Consider the following 25,199-nt stretch of genomic DNA (forward strand, 5'->3'; position numbering starts at 1 on the left):
ATGAAGTCACTGGCTGATTTTGAATTTAATAAAGCGCCGCTGTGCGACGGCATGATCCTTATTTCCGAATTAATTCGTGATGATTTCCCGTCGCAGAAGGTGCGCGAGCAGCTCGAGTGCCTGGTGGCGCTGGCGCGGGAAGAGATCAGCCCTTCCTGGACGCTGACGCGCCAGATGGAACGCCTGATTGAGTTGTTCTACCACGAGTGGAACTTTGGCGACTCCTCCGGCGTCTACCGCCTGTCGGATGCGCTGTGGCTGGATCAGGTGCTGAAAAATCGTCAGGGCAGCGCCGTGGCGCTCGGTGCGATTGTGCTGTGGATCGCCGGGCATCTGGATATTCCGGTGGTGCCGGTGATTTTCCCGACCCAGCTGCTGCTGCGCGCCGACGTCGACAACGAAGAGCTGTGGCTGATCAACCCGTTTAACGGCGACACGCTTGACGAGCATACGCTCGACGTGTGGCTGAAGGGCAACATCAGCCCGATGGCGGAGCTGTTCAATGAGGATCTCGATGAAGCGGATAACGCCGAAGTGGTGCGTAAACTGCTCGACACGCTGAAATCGGCGCTCATGGAAGAGCGGCAGATGGAGCTGGCGCTGCGTACCAGCGAGGCGTTGCTGCAGTTTAACCCAGAAGATCCCTACGAAATTCGCGACCGCGGGCTGATTTATGCCCAGCTGGAATGTGAGCACATCGCACTGAACGATTTAAACTATTTCGTTGAGCAATGTCCGGAAGACCCGATCAGCGAAATGATTCGTGCGCAGATTAACACCATCGCGCATAAACAAATTACTCTTCACTAAACGGGAAAAATCCCGGTTATAATCGCGGAAATACCCTAACAAGGCGATCTTATGAAAGAAAAAGTGGTTAGCATTGGTGATATCAAGGTAGCAAACGATCTGCCGTTTGTTCTGTTTGGCGGCATGAACGTGCTGGAGTCACGCGACCTGGCGATGCGTATTTGCGAACACTACGTGACCGTGACCCAGAAGCTGGGCATCCCTTACGTGTTTAAAGCTTCATTTGATAAAGCCAACCGTTCCTCTATCCACTCTTACCGCGGCCCAGGCCTGGAAGAGGGGATGAAAATTTTCCAGGAGCTGAAGCAAACCTTCGGCGTGAAAATCATCACTGACGTGCACGAAGCCAGCCAGGCGCAGCCGGTTGCCGACGTGGTGGACGTGATTCAGCTGCCAGCGTTCCTCGCTCGTCAGACTGACCTGGTGGAAGCCATGGCCAAAACCGGCGCGGTCATTAACGTGAAGAAGCCGCAGTTTGTTAGCCCGGGCCAGATGGGTAACATCGTGGACAAATTCATCGAAGGCGGCAACGACAAAGTGATTCTTTGCGACCGTGGTTCTAACTTCGGTTATGACAACCTGGTCGTTGATATGCTGGGCTTTAGCGTAATGAAAAAAGCGTCCAACAACTCGCCGGTTATCTTCGACGTCACCCACTCGCTGCAGTGCCGCGACCCGTTTGGCGCCGCAAGCGGCGGCCGTCGTGCGCAGGTCACCGAACTGGCGCGCGCCGGTATGGCGGTGGGAATTGCCGGTCTGTTCATTGAAGCGCATCCGGATCCGGACCATGCGCGCTGCGACGGCCCGTCCGCGCTGCCGCTGGCGAAGCTGGAACCGTTCCTGAAGCAGATGAAAGCAATTGACGATCTGGTGAAAGGTTTCGACGAACTGGATACCAGCAAGTAATCATTGCTGAGGTCTGAAAAAACCGCTCCGCGTTCAACGGGGCGGTTTTTTTTGCGTCATTGATAACAAAAAAGGCCGCTGGCTATGACCCCAGCGGCCCGTTTCGGGCGCTCGCCGCCGTGCGGCAGCCTGATGGTATGAGCTACTGCAACAGCGCGTCCGGGGCAATATTCATATTTTTCAGCACGGGCCCCATAATGTTGCCAAATATTGGTGCTGCTACCGACCCCCCGAAGTGGGTACCGGCCGTCGGGTTATTCACCACGACGACCAGCGCCACTTCCGGATGGCTGACCGGCGCGACGCCAGCGGTGTAGTTCACGTAGCCGCCGTCATATTTGCCGCTGTCGCCCAGCTTTTCCGCGGTCCCCGTTTTGGTTGCCAGACGGTATCCCGGCACCGCTGCGCGTACGCCGCTGCCGCCGGGCAGCACGTCGCTCTCCATCATGTGCACCACCGTTTTGACAATTGACGGATCGGCAATCTGCTGGCCGATAACCGGCGGAGTCACTTTGGTAATGGATAGCGGGCGATAGATACCAAATGACCCGAGGGTGGCATATTCACGTGCAATTTGCAGCGGCGTCACGCGGAGCCCATAGCCAAAGGAGAAGGTGGCGCGTTCGATATCGGCCCACTGCTGGCGATGCAGCGGGAAGTAGCCAACGCTTTCGCCGGTCAATCCCAGACCGGTTGGCTTACCCAGCCCAAAAGCGTGGTAGGTATCAACCAGCGCCTGGGCCGGCATGGCCAGCGCAATATGCGACACGCCAATATCGCTCGATTTTTGCAGAATACCGGTCGGCGTGAGCTGCGGCCAGTGACCCACGTCGCGGATCAGGTGCCCGTTGACGCGGTAGGGCGTGGTATCAAGCAGGGTATTGGGCTGAATAATATGCCTTTCCAGGCCTTCGATGATCACTAATGGCTTCACCGTTGAACCGGGCTCAAAGCTGTCGTTAATCGCCACGTCACGCATTTGCAATGGGGTGGCGTTATCAAAGTTATTGGGGTTGTAAGAGGGATACGAAGCCATCGCCAGGATTTCGCCGGTGTCGATTTTCACCAGCACCGCCGCGCCGGAGTCGGCCTTGTTCAGCAGAACGCCTTCACGAAGTTTGCTGTACAGCGTGTACTGATCGAATTTATCGATACTGAGCTGAACGGTAGGTGGCTGTTTCGGAGCATCGTAATCCAGAACGCTGATAATATCGCCGTTGGCATCCTTGCGATAAATTTCTTTGCCCGGCTCACCCTGTAAAATAGTATCGTAGCCTTTTTCAACACCGTTGAGCCCCGTATTATCGGCGCCCACAATACCTATTAGTGGGGCTGCCGCTTCGCCCATTGGGTAGAAGCGGCTGTCGTCATAAATTTCGCTGATGCCCTTTATATGCAGATCGGCGATATCCTTAGCAATCCCGAGCTCAACTTTTCGCTCAAGGAAAAGAAAATGACGCCGGGAATTCTGGTAAATTTTGTTCGCAATTTGATCGGTGGTGGTATTCAGCGCTGCGGCGAGATATTGCCATTTTGCATCGCGAAAATTGGGGCTGGCCTCAACGATTTTCACCGGATCGACCACCACGTCACGCGACGGGACGCTCATGGCCAATGCTTCGCCATCGCGATCGACCAGCGTACCGCGGTTGGTGGGCAGTACCACGGTGCGCAGCGAGCGCTGATCCGCCTCTTTTGCCAGCATCGGGTGGTTCAGAAACTGCAGATCGGCGACCCTTACCAGTAAAACGCCGAGGCAGCCAAGAATACCAAGACAGATTATTGTGTAACGAGACGTAATAAATGAGTCTTTATTTTGCTTTTCTGTTGATTTTCTTTTCATTTGTAACATAAAACCACATGAATTTTTATTTTTTATAATCAATTGCCGCCAGTCGTGATTTATCAACGGCTGCCACGATGCAATTTAAAACCCATTATCAGGCGAACTCGTGAAACAGTTTACAGGTAACGTCATTGATAACAAGCCATTAAGTTAACATATTATTTCAGCGCTAATGGCGTATTGCCGGTGAGCTGATTAACAATAATTGATGAGAAATTACGCAAGCGTGTGCCAATAAATTTACTTGGGGTTGAATTTCGGTGAGCGTGCTTTTCCGTTATTTACTTCATGCTGGCTGAATATTATCGGAGCCATCCGCAGGTTTGCTCATCTTTTTCGAGTTGTTATAACATTACGCAGGCGGGGCGTGATTTTAACCGATGATGCCGTTTGCATCCTCATATCCATTGTCGTGCTGAATACATGGCCGCATAATAGCGCCCAGCCTCCGCAGGTGCGGGGTGAAGCGCCAGCTTTTTCTGGTGATGAAGGATACACAATGCAAAGGCGTAACTTCCTGAAAGGCGCTGCGGCCCTGTCCACGCTGGGTCTGGTCAGTCCGGTTTTTGCCAAAACTGAAGCGAAAGCGCAGCCTGCCGTCTCTTCTTCCGGCAAATACCGCCGTTTTGTGATGACGCAAACCTATAGCCTGAAGGCCCCGCAAGGTTCTTCTGGCAAGGTGAATTTGTGGATCCCTATCCCAGAAGATACCGCCTTCCAGCAGCTGCTGAACCTCTCTTTCAGCGGTAATTACCAGAGCGCGACGTTAAATGCTAATAATCGCTATGGTGCGAAAGTGCTGTTTGTGACCTGGCCATCATCTGACGGGGCGCTGGATATCAAAGTCGAAATGGACATTGAAACGCGCGACTGGGAGGTGCTGAAAGACAATCGCCTGGCCGATTGGCAGCTGCCGGTCGCCGGCGCCGTGATCCCCGACGAGATCAAGCCTTTCCTGCTGGCCACGCCGCACATTCCGGTTGATGGCCTGGTGAAAGAGACTGCGCTGAAAATTATTGCCGATGAAAAAGCGCCGCTCAAGCAGGCGCGTCTGATTCACAACTGGGTGAGCACCCATATGCATCGTGATGATGCGGTGATTGGCTGCGGCACCGGCGACGTCGGCGAAATTCTCAAAACCAACAAGCTGGGCGGCAAATGTACCGATATCAACTCGGTGTTTGTGGCGCTGTGCCGCGCGGTCGGCATTCCGGCGCGTGAAATGTTCGGCATCCGCTTAGGTGCCAGCCGTAAGCTGAACGGCTACTCGACGAAAGCCTTCGGCAGCGCCGACGATAAAGGTGTGGCCAAAATCAGCGGTGGTCAACACTGCCGCGCCATGTTCTGGCTGGCTGGTTTTGGCTGGATGCCCGCAGATCCGGCGGATGTGACCAAAATGCGTTTGACGGAGAAAAAAGAGAACGGCGATCCGGCGGTGACGGCAGTGAACGATTACCTGTTTGGTAACTGGGAAATGAACTGGGTCGGCTTTAACCACGCGCGGGATTTCGCGCTGTCACCTGCCGCAGAGCAGGGCGACGTGAACAATCTGGGCTACCCTTACGCCGAAGTGGATGGCGATCCGCTGAACTTCTACGATCCGGCCGCCTTTAGTTACGATTATGTCAGCGTCGAACAGCATTAAGGGCGGGCTGCTGACGCTGCTGGCGGCGGTGATCGCCGCCGGCGCATCAACGCTGTGCTGCATCGGGCCGCTGTTGTATCTGGTGTTTGGCATATCGGCGGCGGGGCTGGTGGGTATTCCCGGTGCCTCGTGGCTACAGATTCCGATGGTGATCGTCGCTCTGGGGCTGATGGCGCGCGGGTTCTGGCGCTTGCATCTGTCGGCTAAGCCGGTATGCGTGAACGTGGTAAGCCGTCGGGTGCTGGTGTGGTTGTACTGGCTGGCGGTGCCGCTGGTGCTGGCGTTAATCACTTATCCTTACGTTTTGCCCTGGGTCTGGGAGTGGATGGAATGAAAAAAGCGATTTGTCTGGCGCTGCTGATGTTTACGCCGTTTGGCTGGGCGGCCGATAAGCTGGTCACCATTGATGTTGGCGAAATGAACTGCCCGCTGTGTGTAATTTCCATTAACCAGGCTTTGCGCAGTACCGAGGGCGTTATTAAGGCTAAGGCTTCGCTGAAAACGCGTCAGGCGCAGGTGGTGGTGCCCGAAAACTTTGATAATCAGAGGCTATTAGCGGCCATTGCTAAAACCGGATTCAAAGGGGAAATCCACGGCGAAAGCGTGGTGCAGTAAATAAAGAAAACCCGCCGGCAATGACCGTCATGCTTGCGCAGGCCGGATTAGCATCCGGCACACTGCGCGCTGATTGCCGGATGGCGGCGTAAAACGCCTTATCCGGCCTACCGTTCCTGACCGATCGGCATTAGCGGCGGGTTCTTATATCGTCTTAGAACTGGTAAACCAGACCCATCGCGACAACGTTATCGGTGTTGATACCGTTTTCCTGATAGAAGGTATCGTTGCCGTCAAGCAGGTTGATTTTATAATCCACGTAGGTGGACATATTCTTATTAAAGTAATAAGTCGCGCCCAGATCCAGGTATTTCACCAGGTCTTTGTCGCCGACTGCGTTTGCTTTTACATTGTTGTTGCCGGTGTATAAATCCTTACCTTTAGATTGCAGATAAGAGATTGCCGGGCGCAGACCAAAATCGAACTGGTATTGTGCGGTAACTTCAACGTTCTGCGTTTTGTTGGCCACGCCGTTATCATCACCGTATGGCGTCATATTACGCGTTTCTGAATACATGGATGCAAGGTAAAGGTTATTGGCGTCGTATTTCAGACCGACGGTCCATGCGTCTGCTTTATCGCCATCGGCAGTGGTATCTGTTTTCTGCGCGTTAGTACGATCGGAAGTCGCGTACGCGGCTGAAGCGCTCACGCCCATCCCCAGATTGTAAGAGGTGGACAGACCGAAGCCGTCACCGTTGTCTTTACGGACATTGCCGTCAGAACGGTTGTTTGTGCCATAGCTATTGTCGCCTTCGCCACCCTGGTTTTCATTTTTACCCTGATACTGCAGAGCAAAGTTCAGACCGTCGACCAGACCGAAGAAGTCGTTGTTGCGATAGGTCGCTACGCCGTTGGCGCGGCCAGTCATAAAGTTATCCGCGTTGGTGTAAGTGTCGCCGCCGAACTCTGGCAGCATGTCGGTCCAGCCTTCAACGTCGTACAATACGCCATAGTTACGACCGTAGTCGAATGAGCCGTAATTACCGAAGCGCAGGCCCGCGAATCCCAGACGGGTCCACGCGTTGCCCGTATCGCTTTCTTCGGTATTGGCCTGAACGTTGTATTCCCACTGGCCGTAACCGGTCAGCATCTCGTTAATTTGTGTTTCGCCCTTGAAACCGAAACGAACATAGCTCTGATCGCCATCAGAGCCGGAATTATTAGAAAAATAATGCAGACCATCTACCTTGCCGTAGATGTCTAATTTATTGCCGTCTTTATTATAAACTTCTGCGGCATGGGCTGCGCCTGCGGTGAGCAGGGCAGGAATGATGAGGGCCAGTACTTTTCTGTTCATTGAGTATATTCCTTTAGTATTTTTATTTGTGCACTTCCCGATACAGGAAGTATGGCCATGCTAATAGAGAAAAATTCGAGAGGGTAAATAATATTTGTAACGCGATAAGTAAAATCTAAAGAAGGTGAGTCAATTGAAATGGTAATAATTTTGGTGAATGATTTATCAAAATATATACAAATTTAAAATTATACAAGTAACGATATATAACGTAAGCTGCGGCCGTTATATGCCTTTATTCTTCCGTGATTTATTTATGTTGCCGTGTGTCATTATTCTTATTCGTTATCTTAAATGACAAGCCCGAATAACTATTCGGGCTTTTTTTATGGTTTCAGAATGACCTTAGAACGGTTATTCCTGTGGCGCTGGTTTTTCCGCTTTTCCGGCCATCATGGCAAGGAAGTCGTAGCGTTTTTGCAGATCCTCTGCCGCGTCTTTCCACAGCTGCTCTGCCACCTCTGGCTGCTGGCTGTTCAGGCGACGGAAACGCTGCTCGTTCATCAGCGTTTCGGCCAGCGCGTCTGACGGCGGACGTGAGTCCAGCGCCAGCGGAATCTTGCCTTCATCGGCACGACGCGGGTCAAAGCGGAACAGCGGCCAGAATCCGGTCGCGGTGAGCTGACGCATCTGATCGTGGCTGAGCGCCAGATCGTAACCGTGCTCCTCGCATGGGCTATAGGCGATGATAATCGATGGCCCCGGGTAGGACTCTGCCTCCTGGATAGCTTTCACCGTCTGGTTAAGCTGTGCGCCGAGCGAAATTTGCGCCACGTACACATGACCGTACATCATCATGCTGACGCCCAAATCCTTACGCGCCTTGCGCTTGCCGTGCTCACCAAATTTGGTGACCGCGCCGAGCGGGGTCGCTTTTGAGGCTTGCCCGCCGGTGTTGGAATAACACTGGGTATCAAGCACCAGAATATTGACGTTTTCGGTCAGACTCATGACATGGTCCAGACCGCCGAAACCGATGTCGTAGGCCCAGCCGTCGCCGCCAATAAGCCAGATGGATTTCTCAACCAATGCGTCCGCATCGGTCAGCAGCTCTTCGGCGCCTTCTACGCCGCTAAGCGCGCTGCGTAAGGCGGCAACCTGCTCACGACGCACTTCTGGCGTTGCATCCGCGTGCAGCGCGTCGTTGAGTTCTGCCGGAATATGCTCGGCAAAACCGTCCAGCAGGCGCATCACGCGCTGACGATGTTGATCGACCGTTAAGCGGAAGCCCAGGCCAAACTCGGCGTTGTCTTCAAACAGGGAGTTAGCCCACGCCGGTCCGCGGCCGTTAGCATCGGTGGTGTACGGCGTCGAAGGCAGGTTACCACCGTAAATGGAAGAACAGCCGGTGGCGTTGGCAATCAGCATACGGTCGCCGTATAGCTGAGTCAGCAGTTTGATATACGGCGTTTCGCCGCAGCCGGAGCAGGCGCCGGAGTATTCAAACAGCGGAGTGATAAGCTGGGAGGTACGAATATCAATGCGCTCCAGCTTGCTGCGGTCGATTTCCGGCAGTTCGAGGAAGAAGTCATAGTTCACTTTCTCTTCTTCTACGTGTTCCAGACGCGACATCATGTTGATGGCTTTGATATCCGGATTCTGTCGGTCTTTTGCCGGACAGACTTCAACGCACAGATTACAGCCGGTGCAGTCCTCTGGCGCCACCTGCAAGACGTATTTCTGACCGCGCATGTCGCGCGACTTCACGTCGAGAGAGTGTAGGGAGGCCGGGGCGTTATCCATGGCTTCCGGCGACACCACCTTCGCGCGGATGGCCGAGTGCGGGCAGGCGGCAACGCAGTGGTTACACTGGGTGCAAAGATCTTCTTTCCAGATAGGAATCTCTTCGGCAATGTTGCGTTTTTCCCAGCGGGTGGTGCCGACAGGCCAGGTACCATCCGGCGGCAGGGCAGATACCGGCAGCGCGTCGCCAAGACCGGCCAGCATCGCCGCGGTGACCGTTTTGACAAAGTCCGGAGCGGCGTCGGAGACCACCGGCGGGCGATTAGGGCTGCTGGCGTTAACCTGTTGTAGCGGAACCTCAAACAGCGATTCACGGGCCAGCGCCAGCGCCTGCCAGTTACGCTCAACCAGATCCTGGCCTTTGCTGCTGTAGCTTTTGGCAATGGCGTTTTGCAACTCCATTAGCGCGCTATCGCCCGGCAGAATCTGCGTGAGGTGGAAGAAGGCCATCTGCATAACGGTATTAATTCGCGCCGCCAGGCCGCATTCACGGGCGATTTTCGCCGCATTGATCACGTAGAAGCGCGCCTGTTTCTGGTTCAGTACGGCCTGCACTTCCTGCGGCAAGCGCGCCCAGACTTCATCGGCGCTGTAGGGCGTATTGAGCAGGAAAATACCGCCGGGCTTCAGGCGCTCGGCCATCTGGTATTTATCGATAAACTGCAGCTGATGGCAGCCGACAAAATCGGCCTGTGCCACCAGATAGGCAGAACGGATCGGCTCGTCGCTGACGCGCAGGTGAGAGACCGTCAGGCCGCCCGCCTTTTTGGAGTCATAGACGAAGTACCCTTGCGCAAACCATGGCGTGGAGTTACCGATAATCTTAATGTTGTTTTTGGTCGCAGAGACGCTGCCGTCGCTGCCCAGTCCGTAGAACAGCGCTTCCAGACGTGCGCGCGACGGTAAAGTGTTTTCTACCTGCGGCAAGGAGAGATGGGTTACGTCATCGTAGATACCGACGGTGAAGCGTGGCTTCGGCTTGGCCGCCGTCAATTCGTTGAAAATAGACAGCACGCAGTCCGGGCCGAACTCTTTTGAAGAGAGCCCGTAGCGGCCGCCAATCACGCGCGGCAGCGTTTCGCGCTCGCCCTGGTTAAAGGCTTCCGCTAGCGCGGTCATGACGTCGAGATACAGCGGTTCGGCCTGAGCCCCCGGCTCTTTAGTGCGATCGAGGACCGCCACGCTGCGCACGCTTTCCGGTAGCGCCTGCAGAAGGTGCGCTGCGGAGAACGGGCGATACAGGCGAACTTTCAGTACGCCGACCTTCTCACCGCGGGTCAGCAGTTCATCTACCACTTCCTCGCAGGTACCAATCGCTGACCCCATAATCACAATGACGCGTTCAGCCTGCGGATGACCGTAGTATTCGAACGGTTTGTAACGCCGGCCGGTGGCATCGGCAAAATCATCCATCGCCTGCTCAACGTGGTCGTAAACCGCGTTATACCACGGGTTAGTGGCTTCACGAGACTGGAAATAAGTGTCCGGGTTTGCCGAGGTACCGCGGATAACCGGGTGTTCAGGATTGAGGGCGCGGGCGCGGTGAGCGGTGATGTCTTCCTGCGGTAACAGGCTGCGAATCGTATCGTCGGCCAACGGCACGATCTTGTTGATCTCGTGTGAGGTGCGGAAACCATCAAAGAAGTGAATAAACGGTACGCGGCTTTTCAGCGTAGCGATATGGGCAATCAGCGCAAAGTCCTGCGCTTCCTGCACGCTGCTGGCGCACAGCATCGCGCAGCCGGTCTGGCGTACGGCCATGACATCAGAATGGTCGCCAAAAATCGACAGCGCGTGGGTGGCGACGGTACGTGCTGCAACGTGCAACACAAAAGGCGTCAGCTGTCCGGCGAGCTTATACAGCGTGGGGATCATCAGCAGGAGGCCCTGCGATGAGGTAAAGGACGTTGACAGGGCACCCGTTTGTAGCGCCCCGTGTACGGCGGCAATCGCGCCTGCCTCCGACTGCATCTCGACCACGCGCGGCACGTCGCCCCAGACGTTCTTAAGCCCGTTGCCCGCCCAGGCGTCAGCCTGTTCAGCCATGGTTGAGCTTGGCGTGATCGGATAAATGGCGATGACTTCGCTGGTACGGAACGCCACCGAGGCGACCGCGCCATTACCATCAATTGTGATCATGGATTATGACACCTTACATTGCGCAAAAAAGTGGTCCGCGGGAGCGCCGCCAACCGGGAAATTGTTCGTCATTGACACATCGCTCTTGAGGATGATGTTAAGGGAAGTCTAGCAAACCTCGGGCTGAATCATTTTTGCTTTTGTGTCCTAAGGGGGCGTCGATATCAATGAGGCGAATGATTTTCGCCACAAAATTGCCAGAAAATGTTTCTACAGCGCATAAATGCGCACTTCGTCTCTCGACGGAGCGGCTCGCGCTGCCTATGATGCTTAGGTTTGTTCTTATTTTTGCAATACGGAGAGAAGAGATGCGAGCTGCGTTTTTAGTGGGGTGTGCGGCGCTATTATTATCTGCGTGCAGCAGTGAGCCCGTTCAGCAGGCGACTGCCGCACACGTTACGCCGGGAATGAGAGCGGCGATGTCCAGCACTGGTGAAGCCAACTGCGCGATGATTGGCGGCTCACTTTCTGCCGCGCGCCAGCTGGACGGCTCCAGTATCGGTATGTGCGCGCTGCCAAACGGCAAACGCTGCAGCGAACAGTCGCTTGCCGTTGGCACCTGCGGTAATTACTAAGCGTTAATGCACTAAATCGGCCAGGCGATAAATCAGCGTCTGGTCTGCCGTGGCGAGGGTCAGCTGCTGCTCGGTTAAATCAACCTGCGCGCCCTGGCGCAACATGGTGCTCAGCGTTCCGTCCAGCGAATTAAGCTGTGGGTCGCTGCACAGTTTTCGGGTCACCGCCAGATCGGTGGCCTTCAGCTCGCCTTTATGTAACGTCGCGGTGCCGGAAAAACCGTTGCACATACTGCCTGAAATATAAATCCGCTCCAGAATCGGCTGTCTTTCGCCAAAGCTCAGCTCGAGTGGAGCGCTATGGCTGCTGACCGCCTTACCGTTCACGCTTTCTAACACAAAGCGATGATGCGCAAGGCTCTCGCCGTTGGTCGACATTTTGCTGTTGTAAACGCAGCCTGAGAGAAGGGCGGCCGCCGCCAGCAGGAAAAACAGGTTCTTCATGGCACAGTACTTCTTCTTAATTATTGGTTTGGTGAATATATTGAAGTCTAACTTTAACGCGGGGCGTGTCTGTGGGGCTTATCCGAAAATGCTCCCCGGCCGTTGTTGCCGGGGAGCGGTGGACATCAGGCGATAGCGTTAGGGCAATCAGCGCCGGTGTCGATTTGCTGCAGGTTTTGCAGCGTGGTTTCTGAGATGCTGGTCAAGGCTTCCGCAGTCAGGAACGCCTGGTGGCCGGTAAACAGCACGTTGTGACAGGCGGAAAGACGACGGAATACGTCATCCTGAATCACGTCATTCGACTTATCTTCAAAGAACAGATCGCGTTCATTTTCATAGACGTCCATCCCCAGCGCGCCGATTTTCTGCGTTTTCAGGGCCTCAATCGCCGCCTGGGAGTCAATCAGGGCGCCACGACTGGTGTTAACAATCATCACGCCGTTCTTCATTTTTTCAAATGCGCTGGCGTTCAGCAGGTGGTAGTTCTCCGGCGTCAGCGGGCAGTGCAGTGAAATAATGTCCGACTCGGCAAACAGCGTCGGCAGGTCGACATACTCCACGCCCAGTTCAAGCGCGGCAGCGCTTGGGTACGGGTCAAAGGCCAGCAGGCGCATGCCGAAACCTTTGAGAATACGCAGGGCGGCAACGCCGATCTTCCCGGTGCCGATCACGCCAGCGGTTTTACCGAACATGGTGAAACCGGTCAGCCCTTCCAGTGAGAAGTTGGCATCGCGGGTGCGCTGATAGGCGCGGTGAATGCGGCGGTTCAGGGTCATCATCAGGCCGATAGCGTGTTCGGCAACGGCTTCCGGGTCGTAGGCCGGCACGCGCACCACGCGCAGCCCCAGCTCTTTCGCCGCGTCGAGATCGACGTTGTTGAAGCCCGCGCAGCGCAGCGCAATGTACTTCACGCCGTTGGCTTTTAACTCTTCCAGCACCGGACGGCTACCGTCATCGTTAACGAAAATACACACCGCTTCACAGCCATGGGCCGTTTTGGCGGTTTTCTCCGTTAACAGGAAATCAAAAAACTCAAGCCCAAATCCATATGCCTGATTAACATTTTGCAGATACTTTTTATCGTACTGCTTTGTACTGTAAACGGCGATTTTCATGAGACTTTTCTCCAATGATTTTAGAGTCAAGTTAGCATAATTCAAAAAATCTTACAAAATATAAAAATGTTTTGAATGCTAAGGATACGTAAATATATACGCATGAGTATAGGTCGTTTAAATGGGGGCGCGTAGAGGTAATCTCAATCAGAATCAACTGAAATTCCTCACATTTTATTATGCAGCAGCTACGCTTAATCCATCACAGCGGTTTCACTATCTGGTCTGACATGACACAATATGCGCCTTTGGACCGCCCGCTGTGCGGCCAGGCATGACTGCTTTTTCAATCTGGATATGACTGCACCCATGAAGGGTAAATATAAAGCCATCATTGCGCTACTCCTGCTTTTAGTACTGCTGCCGCTCACGCTGGTGATGACGTTGGGGTACTGGGTTCCTACGCTGGTGGGCATCTGGCTTCCGGCCGGAACGCGCATTGCCTTTAACGAAAGCCCGCGGCTGACCCGCTCGGCGCTACGCATTCCCGATCTTCGCTATCTGGTAGGCGACTGCGAACTGGCGACGCTCAAAGAAGTGACCCTGTCACACCCAAGCCGCTGGCGACTGCACGCCGCGGCGGTCAACCTCAACTCACTCTGCTTTACTAAACTGCCACAAAACGATGCCGTGCCCGGTGCGCCGCGCACGCTGGCGGAGTGGCAGTCAATGCTGCCCAACACCTGGCTGACGATTGATTCGCTCAGCATTTCGCCGTGGCAAAAATGGCAGGGCAAGCTAACGTCTTCGCTCACCCCGCAGCGCCAGGACATCGCGTATGAGGGCGAGCAGGTCGCACTGCGTGCCCGCCTGCACGGGCAGGCGCTGACGGTCAGCGAGTTTCGCGCTAGCCTGCTTGACGGGGAACCGCCGGTAAAGCTGCTGGGGGAATTTACGCTGCCGCTGGTGCCGGATGGCTTACCGATCAAAGGGCATCTCGAGTCGACGTTTCAGGTGCCTCAGGTGCCGTCTCCGGTTGACGCCGAGCTCAACTGGGACGGTAATCAAGGTCAACTGGTGATGATGGCCCGCGGTGAAGACGATCCGCTGGTCGATTTGCCGTGGACCTTAACCGAACAACGGCTCACCATCAGCGATGGCCGCTGGAACTGGCCTTATCAGGCCGGTATTCCGCTGAGCGGGCGCGTAGGCGTGAAGCTGGAAAACTGGCAGCAGGGGGTAGATAAGACGCAGGTAAGCGGTCGTCTTAGCGTGCTCACCTCCGGCGATGCTGGCAAAGGCGTGGCGGTGTTGAACGTGGGGCCCGGCGTGCTCAGTATGGACAACAGCGACATGCCGCTTCAGCTGGTGGGGGAAGCCAAACAGGGCGATCTGATTTTCTACGCCAAACTGCCCGCACATCTCAGCGGCCCGCTGATGACGCCGGTGCTGGCGTTCCAGCCCGGGGCACTGCTGCGTTCACGCGGGCGAGTGATTGATGCGCTCAATATTGACGACGTGCGCTGGCCGCTGGCTGGGGTGAAAATCTCCACTCAGGGGATTGATGGCCGCCTGCAGGCGATCCTTCGTGCCCACGAGCAGCAGACAGGGGATTTTGTGCTGCACCTTGATGGGCAGGCCGACAACTTTATGCCGGATAAAGGCACCTGGCAGTGGCGCTACTGGGGCGACGGTCATTTCACTCCGATGCAGGCTCGGTGGGATGTGACCGGCACCGGAGAGTGGCGCGACAGCGCGATTGTCCTCAATACGTTATCGACCGGTTTTGATAAGCTCCAGTACGGCACCATGACTATTGATAAGCCGCGCCTGAAGCTGGAGCAGCCGATTCACTGGATCCGCAATGAACAGCATCCGTCCTTTACCGGCGCATTGGCGCTGGACGCCAGCGAAACCCGTTTTACCGGCGGCAGCGTACTGCCAGCCTCGGCGTTAACCTTCAGCGTGGAAGGGCGCGATCCCACATTCTTTCAGTTTAAAGGTGACCTCAAGGCGCAGGCTATCGGCCCGGTGCGCGTAACCGGGCGCTGGGACGGTGAGCGTCTGCGCGGCCAGGCGTGGTGGCCCAAGCAGTCGCTGACGGTATTCCAGCCGCTGGTGCCGCCGGACTGGAAAATGAAGCTACGCGAAGGGTCGCTGTACGCACAGGTCGCCTTTTCCGCCGCCGCTGGCCAAGGCTTTGAAGCAGGCGGCCACGGCGTGCTGCGCAGCGGCAGCGCGTGGATGCCGGATAACGAAATTAATGGCGTTGATTTTGTGCTGCCGTTCCGTCTGAAGTCGGGCGTCTGGCAGTTGGGGACGCGACGTCCGGTTTCGCTGCGTATCGCCGAAATTGTTAACCAGGTGACCGCACGTAACGTGACCGCCGACCTTCAGGGCACCTGGCCGTGGAGCGAAGCATCGCCATTGCAGCTGAGCGACGTCAGCGTTGATGTGCTTGGCGGCAAGGTGACGATGCAGCAGCTGCGGTTGCCGCAGCATGATGCGGCGCTGCTGCGTTTACAGCATATTTCGACCAGTGAACTGGTGAGCGCGGTTAACCCGAAACAGTTTGCAATGTCCGGAGCGGTCGATGGCGCGCTGCCGCTGTGGCTGAACGACAGTCAGTGGATTATTAAAGACGGCTGGCTGCATAACCCGGGCCCGATGACCCTCCGGCTTGATAAAGACACTGCCGATGCGGTTGCTGCGGACAACATCGCCGCTGGCGCCGCCATCAACTGGCTGCGCTACCTGGAAATCTCACGCTCGTGGACGCGCATTAACCTCGATAGTCTGGGACAGTTATCGCTTCAGGCTACGGTTACCGGTACCGGGGTGATGGATGAAAAACGCAGTACGGTGCAGCTCAACTATACGCACCAGGAGAATGTTTTTGATTTGTGGCGAAGCCTGCGCTTTGGCGACAAACTTCAGTCATGGCTTGAGCAACACGCGACCCTTCCCGGGGGGCCGTGTCGTAGCGGCAAGGAATGTAAGGAGCAACAATGAAATTATCCATCGCCATGCTGGCCGTCGCGGCAACGGCATTGCTATCGGGCTGTGTACCGCGTATAGAGGTGGCGGCGCCGAAAGAGCCGATTACCATCAATATGAACGTCAAGATTGAGCATGAAATCCGCATCAAGGCCGATAAGGACGTTGAGGATCTGCTCAAATCGCGTAGCGATCTATTCTGAGGCCGGTGATGATAAGACAAATGCGTATAATCGCGGTTTTGCTGGGGGGCCTGATCGGCGCGCAGGCGATGGCATTAACGCTGTCGGACGCCCGCACACAGGGGCGGGTAGGCGAAACGCAGGGCGGCTATCTGGCGCCGATCGCGCAGGACAGTGAAACGCTGGCGCTGGTGAAAAAGATTAATCAGGCCCGTAGTGAGAGCTATCAGCAGCTTGCGCAAAGTCATAACCTGCCGCCGCAGGACGTGGCGCGGCTCGCTGGAAAAAAACTGATTGAAAAAGCGCAGCCTGGGGAATATGTGCAGGGGATTAACGGTCAGTGGGTGCGCAAGTAACATACTGGCAGGGATAAGAAAAAGTCTATTCCGGTTGAAAGAAGGGCTGTAACTCGCTCATAATCCTGGCATCTAACCTGTTTGTCGGCCACGCTTTTACCGACGGCATAGGACAATAATAAAGGAATTCGTTATGGCAGAAGAAACCATTTTCAGCAAAATTATTCGTCGGGAAATCCCGTCGGACATGGTGTATCAGGATGAACTGGTGACCGCTTTTCGTGATATCTCTCCGCAGGCACCAACCCACATTCTGATTGTGCCAAATACGCTGATTGCCACCACTAATGACGTTAGCGCGGAGCATGAGCAAACGCTGGGGCGGATGGTCACGGTGGCGGCCAAAATTGCGCAGGATGAAGGGATTGCCGAAGATGGCTACCGCCTGATCATGAACTGCAACCGTCACGGCGGTCAGGAAGTTTACCACATTCATATGCACCTGCTGGGCGGGCGCCCGCTGGGGCCGATGCTGGCACATAAAGGCTAACTTATGAAATCGGCATGTCTGGTTCTTTTGCTGGCTACGGCGCTGCTATCCGGGTGTCATTCACGCCCGGAAATCGCCGTCGGTGAACAGCAGACGCTGGTGATGGAGTCCAACGTTCTGGCCGCCGGGATCAGCGCAGAACAGCCTGAACTGACGCTGTCGGACATTCAGGCCACCGCCAGTGCAAAGCTGTTCAATGAAAGGCGAGAGCCGGTCACCGTTCATTATCGTTTTTATTGGTATGACGCCAGAGGGCTGGAAATGCACCCGCTGGAGGCGCCGCGCAGCGTGACGATACCCGCGATGGGCTCGGTCACCCTGTACGGGACAGCTAACGGTTTGGGGGCGCATAAAGCCCGACTGCATCTTTATCTCTGAGGGGTAAACAGGAATGAGTAAATTGGGTCGCTATGCGTTGATTGCTTCGCTGGCAATCGTGCTTGCCGGGTGTACGGTACGTCAACAGCCTGCACCGGTAGAGACGGCGAATCCGCAGCAGCCACAGCAGCCTGTTGAGCCGCAGCAGCCGGTGCCAACGGTACCGACGGTGCCGACGATTCCGCAGCAGCCGGGGCCGATTGAGCACGGCGGAGAAACGCCAGCGCAGCCTACGCCGCGTGTGCGTCATTACGACTGGAACGGCGCAACGCAGCCGCTGGTCGCAAAAATGCTGCAAACCGGCGGCGTTAACGCGGGCAGCATTCTGCTGGTCGATAGCGTCAACAACCGCACCAACGGTTCGCTGAACGCGGGCGAAGCCACCACCGCGCTGCGTAATGCGCTGGCGGGGAACGGCAAGTTCACGCTGGTCTCTGCGCAGCAGCTGGCGGTAGCGAAACAACAGCTGGGCCTGTCGCCGCAGGATAGCCTGGGTTCGCGCAGTAAAGCGATGGGGATTGCCCGCAACGTCGGCGCCCAGTATGTGCTGTATACCAACGCCACCGGCAACGTCAATGCGCCGACGCTGCAAATGCAGCTGATGCTGGTGCAAAGCGGTGAAATCGTCTGGTCAGGTAAGGGTGCGGTTGCGCAACAGTAAGCTCTCGCGTGACGCGCTGTTGTCACGCGAATTTCCGCATTATCACGTCGTCGCCAGCCCTGAAACTTCAGGGCTGAGCGGCAGCAGCTGTATTCTGCAATGCGGCGAAAGGCGGCTGGTGCTACGCCAGCATCACGCGCCCGATGCGCCGGAAAGCGAATTCCTTCGCCAGTATCATGCGCTGCGTCAGCTACCGTCGACGCTGGCGCCAAAGCCTATCTTTTATACGCCCGGCTGGATGGCGGTCGATTTTTTAGCCGGAGAGATCAAAAGCGTGCTCCCGGCGCCTCGACCGCTGGCCACTCTCCTGTATGATTTACACCAGCAGCGCCGATTCGGCTGGCGGCTCGCTTTGCTGCCGCTGCTTGAGCAGTACTGGCAGCAGTGTAGCCCGTCGCGACGAACCCCGCGCTGGCTTCGCTGTTTGCAGCGCCTGCGTCAGCAGGGGGAGCCGCGCCCGTTACGGCTGGCGCCGCTGCATATGGATGTCCACGCGGGCAATATTGTGCACACGGTAGACGGTTTACGTCTGATCGACTGGGAATACGCCGGTGACGGTGATGTTGCCCTGGAGCTGGCGGCCGTGTGGACGAAGGACAATCAACAGCGTCATCAGCTGATGCTGGCCTACGCCATGCTGGCGAGAATACCGCCGGAACGGCTTTGGCGTCAGACAATGCGCTGGCGACCATGGGTACTGATGCTGATGGCGGGCTGGTTCGAGTGTCGCTGGCAGCAGACCGGTGACGAACAATTTATCACGCTGGCCAATGAAACCTGGCAGCAGCTTAAGAATGATAAGGAGGCCGTGTGGGGCCAGTAATGTTGGATGTGGAAGGCTACGAGCTGGATGCCGAAGAACGTGAGATTCTGGCGCACCCGCTGGTGGGTGGCTTAATTCTGTTTACCCGTAACTATCACGATCCGGCGCAGCTACGTGAGCTGGTACGCCAGATTCGCAGCGCGTCGCGTAACCATCTGGTGGTGGCCGTGGATCAGGAAGGCGGCCGCGTGCAGCGCTTCCGTGAAGGTTTCACCCGCCTGCCGGCCGCGCAGTCTTTTGCTGCCGTTCTGGGCGAAGAGCAAGGGGGGCGCATGGCGGCCGAGGCGGGCTGGTTGATGGCCAGCGAAATGATCGCCATGGATATTGATATCAGCTTCGCGCCGGTGCTGGACGTTGGGCACATTTGCACCGCCATCGGCGAGCGCTCCTATCATGAAGACCCGCAAAAGGCGCTGGCGATGGCACGCCATTTTATTGACGGTATGCACAGTGCCGGTATGAAAACCACCGGTAAACATTTCCCGGGCCACGGCGCGGTCACCGCCGACTCGCACAAAGAGACGCCGCACGATCCTCGTCCGGAAGCGGACATCCGTGCAAAAGATATGGCGGTGTTCAGGACGTTAATTACCGAGAATGCGCTGGACGCGATTATGCCGGCGCACGTTATTTATGATGCGGTCGATCCGCGTCCAGCCAGCGGTTCCGCCCATTGGCTGCAAACCGTACTGCGCGGCGAGCTGGGGTTCAACGGCGTTATTTTCTCTGACGATCTGTCGATGGAAGGCGCGGCAATTATGGGGAGCTACGCCGAGCGCGGCCAGGCGTCGCTCGATGCCGGTTGCGATATGATCCTCGTCTGCAATAATCGTAAAGGTGCGGTGAGCGTGCTGGATAACCTGTCACCGATCAACGCAGAGCGTGTTACGAAGTTGTATCATAAAGGTTCATTTAGCCGTCAGGAACTGATGGACTCCGCCCGCTGGAAAACGGTTAGCGCTCAGTTGGAACAACTCCATGAACGCTGGCAGGATGTGAAGGCTGGTCATTAACCCTCCCGGTGTGGGAGTAATGGTGTGGTGAGGACGCGATGATTATCTATTTACACGGTTTTGACTCGAATAGCCCTGGTAACCATGAAAAAGTGCTGCAGCTGCAGTTTATCGACCCGGATGTACGGTTGATTAGCTACAGCACGCGGCATCCGAAGCATGACATGCAGCATCTGCTTAAAGAAGTGGACAAAATGCTGCAGCTGAACGCCGATGAGCGTCCGCTGATTTGCGGCGTGGGGCTGGGTGGCTATTGGGCCGAACGTATCGGTTTCCTGTGTGATATTCGTCAGGTGATGTTTAACCCGAATCTGTTCCCCAACGAGAACATGGACGGCAAGATAGATCGCCCGGAAGAGTACGTGGATATTGCCACTAAGTGCGTCAATAACTTCCGTGAGAAAAACCGCGATCGTTGCCTGGCCATTCTCTCTCGTCATGATGACGCGCTGGATAGCCAGCGTTCAGCTGACATGCTGCATCATTACTACGAGATCATCTGGGACGAACAGCAGGGCCATAAGTTCAAGAATATCTCGCCGCACCTGCAGCGAATCAAAGCGTTTAAAACGTTAGGTTAAACGCGGATCGGAAAAGCCCCGGCGTCGTCGAGTCGCCGGGGCTTTTTTTTGTTAATTTTTAACCTGGCACGGGCGTTTTTTGCGGGCTTAGCCGCCGTTCGTTCAACTTCTGCGCGATAAAACTTGATACACATCAATTTTGGTATGACCAATGCACCATTCATGTTATTCTCATTGCAGCTGAATGGTTTCTTGTTAGTAACTTGTTGTTAATTAAAGGCTATATTTATAACTTTTAATTAACAATTGGTTAATAAATTTTAAGGGGGTCTCGTGACTACGCCAATGAAGAAAATTGTAATTGTAGGTGGCGGCGCTGGCGGCCTGGAACTGGCGACTCAGCTGGGGCACAAACTTGGCCGCGGTAAAAAAGCGAAAATTACGCTGGTAGACCGTAACCATAGCCACCTGTGGAAGCCGCTGCTGCACGAAGTGGCGACCGGTTCGCTTGACGAAGGCGTAGATGCGCTGAGCTATCTGGCGCATGCGCGTAATCATCATTTCCAGTTCCAGCTGGGTTCGGTGATGGACATCAACCGCGAAGCAAAAACCATTACGCTGGCCGAGCTGCGCGATGAAAAGGGCGAGCTGCTGGTGCCGGAGCGTAAGCTGGCGTATGACACGCTGGTGATGGCGCTGGGCAGCACCTCGAACGATTTCAACACCCCGGGCGTGAAAGAGCACTGTATCTTCCTCGATAACCCGCATCAGGCGCGTCGTTTCCACCAGGAAATGCTGAACCTGTTCCTGAAATATTCGGCTAACCTTGGCGCGAATGGCAAGGTCAACATTGCGATTGTCGGCGGCGGGGCGACCGGCGTTGAGCTGTCGGCTGAGCTGCACAACGCGGTGAAACAGCTGCACAGCTACGGCTATAAAGGCCTGAGCAATGAAGCGCTGAACGTCACGCTGGTGGAAGCCGGCGAACGCATTCTGCCCGCGCTGCCGCCGCGCATTTCCGGCGCTGCGCACAGCGAACTGACTAAAATGGGCGTGCGCGTACTGACCCAAACGATGGTGACCAGCGCTGACCAGGGCGGTTTGCACACCAAAGACGGCGAATATATTCAGGCCGATCTGATGGTGTGGGCGGCAGGCATCAAAGCGCCGGACTTTATGAAAGAGATCGGCGGGCTGGAAACCAACCGCATTAATCAGCTGGTGGTGGAGCCGACGCTGCAAACCACCCGCGACCCGGATATCTATGCGATCGGCGACTGCGCATCCTGCGCGCGTCCTGAAGGGGGCTTTGTGCCGCCGCGCGCCCAGGCTGCACACCAGATGGCAACCTGTGCGCTGAATAACATTCTGGCACAGATGAAAGGCAAAGAGCTGAAGCCGTACACCTATAAGGATCACGGCTCTCTGGTGTCACTGTCCAACTACTCGACCGTTGGCAGCCTGATGGGCAACCTGATGCGCGGCTCAATGATGGTAGAAGGGCGTATTGCCCGTATGGTGTATATCTCGCTGTATCGTATGCACCAGATTGCGCTGCACGGTTACTGCAAAACCGGTCTGATGATGCTGGTGGGAAGTATCAACCGCGTCATTCGCCCGCGTCTGAAGCTGCACTAATCTCTGCACCCGGCCTGCATGTTCTGATGCGTGCAGGCCGGATTGGCACAGCGCTATTCGGCAATGCATGCCAACGTAGCCTGATGGTGCCACGCTTTCCAGGTTTCAAATCGTTACCCGTGTTTATCCTCTCGTTGGCCTTCAGAATCCTCTCAAACACCTCTTTCGCCAGAGAAAATCCTGCTTTTGGGCTTTTGTCTGATAGCGGTCATTTACCTTAAGTTGCACAATTGTTACCAATAGCAACAAAGGAGGATGTCCCGTGAATAAATCAATGTTGGCGGGTATGGGTATTGGCGTCGCCGCCGCGCTTGGGGTGGCTGCCGTGGCGAGTATGAATGTCTTCGATCGCGGCCCGCAGTATGCGCAGGTGATCTCCGCTACGCCCATCAAGGAAACCGTAAAAAACCCGCGTAAAGAGTGCCGCAACGTGACGGTCACCCACCGTCGTGCGGTCCAGGATGAAAATCGTATCGCTGGCTCAGTGCTGGGCGCGGTGGCAGGCGGTGTCATTGGTCATCAGTTCGGCGGCGGGCGAGGTAAAGACGTTGCCACCGTCGTCGGTGCGCTGGGCGGCGGCTATGCCGGTAATCAGGTGCAGGGTGCGATGCAGAACAACGATACCTACACCACCACCGAGCAGCGTTGTAAGACGGTGTATGACAAGTCTGAGAAGACGCTCGGCTATGATGTGACTTATAAAATCGGCGACCAGCAGGGAAAAATCCGCATGGATAAACAGCCTGGTAGCCAGATCCCGCTGGACAGCAACGGCCAGCTGGTACTGAATAAAGCCTAAAAAAGCATGAGTGTGCGATTCGCCCCGTCGTCTCCCCGACTGCGGGGCGTTTTTTTATGCGGTAATCATCTGCGGCCACAGACGCAGGGTGGTTTCCGTAATTTGCATCAGCGTTTCAAAGCTTGCCCCTTCGCGAGCGCTGATTGACATGCCCTGTAAAATACAGCCCAGGAACAGCGCCAGTTCGGCGACGTTTTTCTCTGCCGGGATTTCCCCGCGCGCTTGCCGCAGCTGCAGGAACTGGCTCAGCGTCTGCTCCTGTACCGCGTGGCGTGACTTGATAGTCTTCGCGATCTCTTTAGAAGACGCCGCCAGGGCCGCCGACGTGTTAATCATAAAGCAGCCCGCCGGCGTGTCCTTGCTGGTAAAGCAGGTTGCGACAGCGGTGAAATAGTTGCGTAACGCTTCAATGAGCGTCTGTTCTTCGCAAAACAGACAGGCTTCATTCTTCGATGCAAAGCGGCTGATATAGTGATCGAGAACGGCGCGGAACAGCCCCTCTTTATTCACAAATTCAGCGTACAGCGTCGGTGCCTTTGCCCCCGTAGCCTCGACAAGGTCGGAGAGGGATGTTGCTTCGTAACCATACTGCCAGAATAGCGTCATCGCTTTATCAAGCGCCGCTTCCCGGTCGAATACTTTAGGTCGCCCACGGCCTTTTTTCGCGCAACCTTGCGTGTCAGTTGTCATCGTGCCGCCTACCTCAGTCGGTGATTAGTGAACGGTCATTATAAAAATAATCTGCGACGGGGGCTAGCGCTTCCGCCGAGAAATACGAATTCATCATATTTGTATGAAAAATATATGAATTTATAATAAATAAACGGTCGTTATAAAAATACGTTGACGTGTGACCTGGATCTCATTATTATTATCTTATCGATCGTTAAGTTAATAACGTCTGACCTACAAAATTCATCTGCAAGGTAACAATCATGAAAAACGTAAAAACCCTGGCCATCGCCGCTGTACTGAGCTCTCTGTCATTTGCAAGTTTTGCCGCTGTTGAAGTGCAATCCACTCCGGCAGACCAGCATAAAGTCGGCAACATTGCCGCGTCCGCAGGCCCGAACCTGGCATCCCTGGAACAAGAATTAGCGCAGAAAGCTGACGAAATGGGTGCGAAATCTTTCCGCATCACCTCTGTTAGCGGTCCGAACTCCCTCCACGGCACTGCGGTAATCTATAAATAAGCGTTAAAACCCTCATAATGCTTATGTCACTGCAATAAAAAAGGCCCTGAGCGTATCCCGCTCAGGGCCTTTTACTTTTCAGCGTTTTTTCTACATATTTTGCTGCGTGACGCCGTGATGGCGGGTCACATCGACCGGCATACCGGAACGCACGGTCATGACTTTATTCATCACTTCCGCATCGGTACCCGCGCTTTGGCTAAACGCCTGCATGCTGGCATTCAGCACAATCGGCAGCGTTTTCGGATCGTCATCAATATGCTCAGACAACGGCTGGTGGACCTCGACCAGATGCACGCCGTTTGGCTCAATAGACGCTTTGATCGGCGTATTAATAATGTTCACTTTAGTGCCCGGGGACACCTTATCGTACAACGCCTTAATGTCGTTATCGCGCAGGCGAATACAGCCGGAGCTCACGCGCATACCGATGCCGAAATCGGCATTGGTGCCGTGCAGCAGGTACACACCGCCGTAGGCCGCCAGACGAATGGCGTGATGGCCCATCGGGTTGTCCGGCCCGGCCGGCATGACCGCAGGCAGCTCGATGCCCTGCGCGCGGTAGCGTGCGCGGATGTTGGCCGTCGGCGTCCAGGTCGGATTGGCGCGTTTATCGGAGACGGTGGTGACCATGGTCGGTGTCACCGTGGTGCCGCCAAGCTGACCGATGCCAATAGGGTAAACGGTGACGGTATTGCTGCCCGGCGGATAGTAATACAGCCGTAGCTCGGCGAGGTTAAGCACAATGCCTTCACGCGGTACATCCGGCAGCAGCGTCTGCAGTGGGATGGTCAGCACGCTGCCGGGACGCGGTACGTAAGGGTCAACGCCTGGATTGGCCTGCAGCAGCGCCAGGAAACCGACGTTATATTTTTTCGCAATGGCTTCCAGTGAACCGCCGTTGTTTTCGACGACGTGGAAGCGGTTTTCACCCACCAGGCGGCTACCCGGCGGCGGCAGCGGCCAGGTGTTGGCGCTGACCGGCAGCGCAACGCTGACGGCAAGCACAATCCCGGCCAGCCAGCGTGAAAGTTGCAGTGTGTGTCGCATCGCACTAATCCCTCAAAGTC

General features: G+C 55.6%; 25 protein-coding genes. 18 read left to right on the forward strand and 7 right to left on the reverse strand.

What is annotated here, in order from left to right; translation table 11 throughout:
* Positions 1 to 810, forward strand: a complete 810-nt coding sequence (gene sirB1, locus V6942_RS08970) for an invasion regulator SirB1 (protein WP_106926674.1) — start codon at positions 1 to 3, stop codon at positions 808 to 810.
* Positions 811 to 861: 51 nt separating this feature from the next.
* A complete protein-coding gene (gene kdsA / locus V6942_RS08975) occupies positions 862 to 1,716 on the forward strand; it encodes a 3-deoxy-8-phosphooctulonate synthase (RefSeq protein ID WP_333501132.1) in 855 nt (284 codons plus the stop codon).
* 142 nt (positions 1,717 to 1,858) lie between these two features.
* Here the strand turns inward: kdsA and V6942_RS08980 are convergent, their stop codons facing one another.
* A complete protein-coding gene (locus V6942_RS08980; RefSeq protein ID WP_374956741.1) occupies positions 1,859 to 3,559 on the reverse strand; it encodes a penicillin-binding transpeptidase domain-containing protein in 1,701 nt (566 codons plus the stop codon).
* Positions 3,560 to 4,061: 502 nt separating this feature from the next.
* Between V6942_RS08980 and V6942_RS08985 the strand changes: the two genes are divergently transcribed.
* From V6942_RS08985 to V6942_RS08995, 3 genes are read left to right on the forward strand one after another with little or no spacing between them, the layout of a single operon-like run.
* Positions 4,062 to 5,207 (forward strand): transglutaminase-like domain-containing protein, encoded by a 1,146-nt coding sequence (locus tag V6942_RS08985; protein ID WP_106926680.1) that lies wholly within the window; start codon positions 4,062 to 4,064, stop codon positions 5,205 to 5,207.
* Complete coding sequence (locus V6942_RS08990; RefSeq protein ID WP_106926682.1) at positions 5,185 to 5,541, forward strand: hypothetical protein; 357 nt, start codon at positions 5,185 to 5,187, stop codon at positions 5,539 to 5,541. The genes V6942_RS08985 and V6942_RS08990 overlap by 23 nt, the downstream gene beginning before the upstream one ends.
* The gene (locus V6942_RS08995; RefSeq protein WP_106926684.1) at positions 5,538 to 5,822 is read left to right on the forward strand and encodes a heavy-metal-associated domain-containing protein; all 285 of its coding nucleotides are present in this window, start codon (positions 5,538 to 5,540) and stop codon (positions 5,820 to 5,822) included. Before V6942_RS08990 ends, V6942_RS08995 begins: the two co-directional genes overlap by 4 nt.
* Before the next feature lie 154 nt (positions 5,823 to 5,976).
* Here V6942_RS08995 and ompC read toward each other — a convergent pair whose 3' ends face one another.
* Both ompC and nifJ read right to left on the reverse strand, forming a co-directional pair.
* Positions 5,977 to 7,122: a porin OmpC gene (gene ompC / locus V6942_RS09000; RefSeq protein WP_182930473.1), complete on the reverse strand. Its 1,146-nt coding sequence runs from the start codon at positions 7,120 to 7,122 to the stop codon at positions 5,977 to 5,979.
* A gap of 354 nt (positions 7,123 to 7,476) precedes the next feature.
* The gene (gene nifJ, locus V6942_RS09005; protein ID WP_182967671.1) at positions 7,477 to 11,004 is read right to left on the reverse strand and encodes a pyruvate:ferredoxin (flavodoxin) oxidoreductase; all 3,528 of its coding nucleotides are present in this window, start codon (positions 11,002 to 11,004) and stop codon (positions 7,477 to 7,479) included.
* Positions 11,005 to 11,312: 308 nt separating this feature from the next.
* Here nifJ and V6942_RS09010 point away from each other — a divergent pair, with 308 nt between their 5' ends.
* Entirely contained in the window at positions 11,313 to 11,579 is a 267-nt protein-coding gene (locus V6942_RS09010; protein WP_182930475.1) for a DUF333 domain-containing protein, read from the forward strand.
* A 3-nt stretch (positions 11,580 to 11,582) separates the two neighbouring features.
* On the opposite strand, the gene hslJ is transcribed toward V6942_RS09010, so the two are convergent.
* Both hslJ and V6942_RS09020 read right to left on the reverse strand, forming a co-directional pair.
* On the reverse strand, positions 11,583 to 12,023 hold the full coding sequence (gene hslJ / locus V6942_RS09015; RefSeq protein WP_182967673.1) for a heat shock protein HslJ: 441 nt from the start codon (positions 12,021 to 12,023) through the stop codon (positions 11,583 to 11,585).
* Between the two features lie 125 nt (positions 12,024 to 12,148).
* The gene (locus V6942_RS09020; protein WP_333501133.1) at positions 12,149 to 13,138 is read right to left on the reverse strand and encodes a 2-hydroxyacid dehydrogenase; all 990 of its coding nucleotides are present in this window, start codon (positions 13,136 to 13,138) and stop codon (positions 12,149 to 12,151) included.
* A gap of 309 nt (positions 13,139 to 13,447) precedes the next feature.
* Here V6942_RS09020 and V6942_RS09025 point away from each other — a divergent pair, with 309 nt between their 5' ends.
* From V6942_RS09025 to V6942_RS09075, 11 genes are all read left to right on the forward strand, one after another.
* Complete coding sequence (locus V6942_RS09025) at positions 13,448 to 16,090, forward strand: YdbH family protein (protein WP_333501134.1); 2,643 nt, start codon at positions 13,448 to 13,450, stop codon at positions 16,088 to 16,090.
* Positions 16,087 to 16,278 (forward strand): YnbE family lipoprotein, encoded by a 192-nt coding sequence (locus tag V6942_RS09030; RefSeq protein ID WP_106926698.1) that lies wholly within the window; start codon positions 16,087 to 16,089, stop codon positions 16,276 to 16,278. The genes V6942_RS09025 and V6942_RS09030 overlap by 4 nt, the downstream gene beginning before the upstream one ends.
* A gap of 20 nt (positions 16,279 to 16,298) precedes the next feature.
* A complete protein-coding gene (locus V6942_RS09035) occupies positions 16,299 to 16,613 on the forward strand; it encodes a YdbL family protein (protein WP_223878932.1) in 315 nt (104 codons plus the stop codon).
* A gap of 133 nt (positions 16,614 to 16,746) precedes the next feature.
* Complete coding sequence (gene hinT, locus V6942_RS09040; protein WP_106926702.1) at positions 16,747 to 17,103, forward strand: purine nucleoside phosphoramidase; 357 nt, start codon at positions 16,747 to 16,749, stop codon at positions 17,101 to 17,103.
* Positions 17,104 to 17,106: 3 nt separating this feature from the next.
* A complete protein-coding gene (locus V6942_RS09045) occupies positions 17,107 to 17,481 on the forward strand; it encodes a YcfL family protein (protein ID WP_106926704.1) in 375 nt (124 codons plus the stop codon).
* 22 nt (positions 17,482 to 17,503) lie between these two features.
* A complete protein-coding gene (gene lpoB / locus V6942_RS09050) occupies positions 17,504 to 18,142 on the forward strand; it encodes a penicillin-binding protein activator LpoB (protein ID WP_181358000.1) in 639 nt (212 codons plus the stop codon).
* Complete coding sequence (thiK, locus tag V6942_RS09055; protein ID WP_333501195.1) at positions 18,123 to 18,965, forward strand: thiamine kinase; 843 nt, start codon at positions 18,123 to 18,125, stop codon at positions 18,963 to 18,965. The genes lpoB and thiK overlap by 20 nt, the downstream gene beginning before the upstream one ends.
* On the forward strand, positions 18,953 to 19,978 hold the full coding sequence (gene nagZ / locus V6942_RS09060; protein WP_333501135.1) for a beta-N-acetylhexosaminidase: 1,026 nt from the start codon (positions 18,953 to 18,955) through the stop codon (positions 19,976 to 19,978). The genes thiK and nagZ overlap by 13 nt, the downstream gene beginning before the upstream one ends.
* A gap of 38 nt (positions 19,979 to 20,016) precedes the next feature.
* A complete protein-coding gene (ycfP, locus tag V6942_RS09065; RefSeq protein WP_106926712.1) occupies positions 20,017 to 20,559 on the forward strand; it encodes an alpha/beta hydrolase YcfP in 543 nt (180 codons plus the stop codon).
* Between the two features lie 273 nt (positions 20,560 to 20,832).
* Complete coding sequence (locus V6942_RS09070) at positions 20,833 to 22,137, forward strand: NAD(P)/FAD-dependent oxidoreductase (RefSeq protein ID WP_106926714.1); 1,305 nt, start codon at positions 20,833 to 20,835, stop codon at positions 22,135 to 22,137.
* Positions 22,138 to 22,399: 262 nt separating this feature from the next.
* Complete coding sequence (locus V6942_RS09075; protein ID WP_106926716.1) at positions 22,400 to 22,936, forward strand: glycine zipper 2TM domain-containing protein; 537 nt, start codon at positions 22,400 to 22,402, stop codon at positions 22,934 to 22,936.
* A 54-nt stretch (positions 22,937 to 22,990) separates the two neighbouring features.
* Here the strand turns inward: V6942_RS09075 and V6942_RS09080 are convergent, their stop codons facing one another.
* Complete coding sequence (locus V6942_RS09080) at positions 22,991 to 23,626, reverse strand: TetR/AcrR family transcriptional regulator (protein WP_106926718.1); 636 nt, start codon at positions 23,624 to 23,626, stop codon at positions 22,991 to 22,993.
* A 245-nt stretch (positions 23,627 to 23,871) separates the two neighbouring features.
* Between V6942_RS09080 and bhsA the strand changes: the two genes are divergently transcribed.
* On the forward strand, positions 23,872 to 24,129 hold the full coding sequence (gene bhsA, locus V6942_RS09085; protein WP_106926720.1) for a multiple stress resistance protein BhsA: 258 nt from the start codon (positions 23,872 to 23,874) through the stop codon (positions 24,127 to 24,129).
* 90 nt (positions 24,130 to 24,219) lie between these two features.
* Here the strand turns inward: bhsA and ldtC are convergent, their stop codons facing one another.
* A complete protein-coding gene (gene ldtC / locus V6942_RS09090; RefSeq protein ID WP_106926722.1) occupies positions 24,220 to 25,179 on the reverse strand; it encodes a L,D-transpeptidase LdtC in 960 nt (319 codons plus the stop codon).
* Positions 25,180 to 25,199 lie beyond the last annotated feature (20 nt).

Origin of the sequence: Kluyvera genomosp. 2 (genome assembly GCF_036759865.1) — a bacterium.
Lineage (GTDB): Bacteria > Pseudomonadota > Gammaproteobacteria > Enterobacterales > Enterobacteriaceae > Kluyvera > Kluyvera ascorbata_B.

Bases quoted from the DNA above. Each gene is read 5' to 3' on its own strand.
- sirB1 (WP_106926674.1), top strand. From the start codon at position 1: ATGAAGTCACTGGCTGATTTTGAATTTAATAAAGCGCCGCTGTGCGAC.
- kdsA (WP_333501132.1), top strand. From the start codon at position 862: ATGAAAGAAAAAGTGGTTAGCATTGGTGATATCAAGGTAGCAAACGAT.
- V6942_RS08980 (WP_374956741.1), bottom strand. From the start codon at position 3,559: ATGAAAAGAAAATCAACAGAAAAGCAAAATAAAGACTCATTTATTACG.
- V6942_RS08985 (WP_106926680.1), top strand. From the start codon at position 4,062: ATGCAAAGGCGTAACTTCCTGAAAGGCGCTGCGGCCCTGTCCACGCTG.
- V6942_RS08990 (WP_106926682.1), top strand. From the start codon at position 5,185: ATGTCAGCGTCGAACAGCATTAAGGGCGGGCTGCTGACGCTGCTGGCG.
- V6942_RS08995 (WP_106926684.1), top strand. From the start codon at position 5,538: ATGAAAAAAGCGATTTGTCTGGCGCTGCTGATGTTTACGCCGTTTGGC.
- ompC (WP_182930473.1), bottom strand. From the start codon at position 7,122: ATGAACAGAAAAGTACTGGCCCTCATCATTCCTGCCCTGCTCACCGCA.
- nifJ (WP_182967671.1), bottom strand. From the start codon at position 11,004: ATGATCACAATTGATGGTAATGGCGCGGTCGCCTCGGTGGCGTTCCGT.
- V6942_RS09010 (WP_182930475.1), top strand. From the start codon at position 11,313: ATGCGAGCTGCGTTTTTAGTGGGGTGTGCGGCGCTATTATTATCTGCG.
- hslJ (WP_182967673.1), bottom strand. From the start codon at position 12,023: ATGAAGAACCTGTTTTTCCTGCTGGCGGCGGCCGCCCTTCTCTCAGGC.
- V6942_RS09020 (WP_333501133.1), bottom strand. From the start codon at position 13,138: ATGAAAATCGCCGTTTACAGTACAAAGCAGTACGATAAAAAGTATCTG.
- V6942_RS09025 (WP_333501134.1), top strand. From the start codon at position 13,448: ATGAAGGGTAAATATAAAGCCATCATTGCGCTACTCCTGCTTTTAGTA.
- V6942_RS09030 (WP_106926698.1), top strand. From the start codon at position 16,087: ATGAAATTATCCATCGCCATGCTGGCCGTCGCGGCAACGGCATTGCTA.
- V6942_RS09035 (WP_223878932.1), top strand. From the start codon at position 16,299: ATGCGTATAATCGCGGTTTTGCTGGGGGGCCTGATCGGCGCGCAGGCG.
- hinT (WP_106926702.1), top strand. From the start codon at position 16,747: ATGGCAGAAGAAACCATTTTCAGCAAAATTATTCGTCGGGAAATCCCG.
- V6942_RS09045 (WP_106926704.1), top strand. From the start codon at position 17,107: ATGAAATCGGCATGTCTGGTTCTTTTGCTGGCTACGGCGCTGCTATCC.
- ycfP (WP_106926712.1), top strand. From the start codon at position 20,017: ATGATTATCTATTTACACGGTTTTGACTCGAATAGCCCTGGTAACCAT.
- V6942_RS09080 (WP_106926718.1), bottom strand. From the start codon at position 23,626: ATGACAACTGACACGCAAGGTTGCGCGAAAAAAGGCCGTGGGCGACCT.
- bhsA (WP_106926720.1), top strand. From the start codon at position 23,872: ATGAAAAACGTAAAAACCCTGGCCATCGCCGCTGTACTGAGCTCTCTG.
- ldtC (WP_106926722.1), bottom strand. From the start codon at position 25,179: ATGCGACACACACTGCAACTTTCACGCTGGCTGGCCGGGATTGTGCTT.